The sequence below is a fragment of the Thalassospira lucentensis genome (assembly GCF_011806425.1).
GTDB lineage: Bacteria > Pseudomonadota > Alphaproteobacteria > Rhodospirillales > Thalassospiraceae > Thalassospira > Thalassospira lucentensis_B.
This window is the reverse complement of the sequence record NZ_JAATOV010000013.1, coordinates 1-584: the sequence shown is the minus strand read 5'-3', so window position 1 is coordinate 584 and position 584 is coordinate 1. Positions and strand designations below refer to the sequence as shown.

The following is a 584-nucleotide window of genomic DNA, read 5'->3' as shown; positions in this document are numbered from 1 at the left end:
CCTCCGGCGTGACAGGCCGGCGCTCTAACCAACTGAGCTACACCCGCATGGTGTGTGGCGCGGTTTATATAAGCGGTGGGACGGTCTGGCAAGGGCTTTTTTACAAAAAAATGAACAGTGTAAATCGGGGTGATATTTTTTGGCAGAAAACAGCCGTGTATCAACGTGTTACCGGGGAAATATGTGTTGCAGATTTTGCAGTGAGTTGGCCGCGGCGCCAAGGGGAATTGTCTGACTATCGCGTAACATGAAGGGGCTGTGTATTGGCCCGCCTGAATGGGGTGCGCTTTGGCTGTGAAAAAGTGCTGTATTTTTGAAGGACAACGTCAGAGCCGCTTTGTTTGGTCGCAGCGTTTGAGCTGGTTGGCAACGGGCTGTGGCGGGGAGTGGGGAGCGGGGAGCTGGGACTTGGAAAACAAAAAAGCACCTGCGGTAAAAACCGAGGTGCTTTTTTGTCTCATTCCCATTGGGAGGGAATGGCGCGAGTGACGAGACTTGAACTCGCGGCCTCCGGCGTGACAGGCCGGCGCTCTAACCAACTGAGCTACACCCGCATGGTGTGTGGCGCGGTTTATATAAGCGGT

The 584-nt window shown here is 54.3% G+C and carries 1 protein-coding gene and 1 tRNA gene; one reads left to right on the top strand and one right to left on the bottom strand.

Annotated elements, in window-relative coordinates; genetic code table 11:
- Positions 1-251 (top strand): hypothetical protein (locus HCZ99_RS20575; protein ID WP_217701539.1); only part of this gene is annotated, 251 nt, incomplete at its 5' end.
- 226 nt (positions 252-477) lie between these two features.
- Here HCZ99_RS20575 and HCZ99_RS20450 read toward each other — a convergent pair.
- Positions 478-554, bottom strand: a tRNA-Asp gene (locus HCZ99_RS20450).
- Positions 555-584 lie beyond the last annotated feature (30 nt).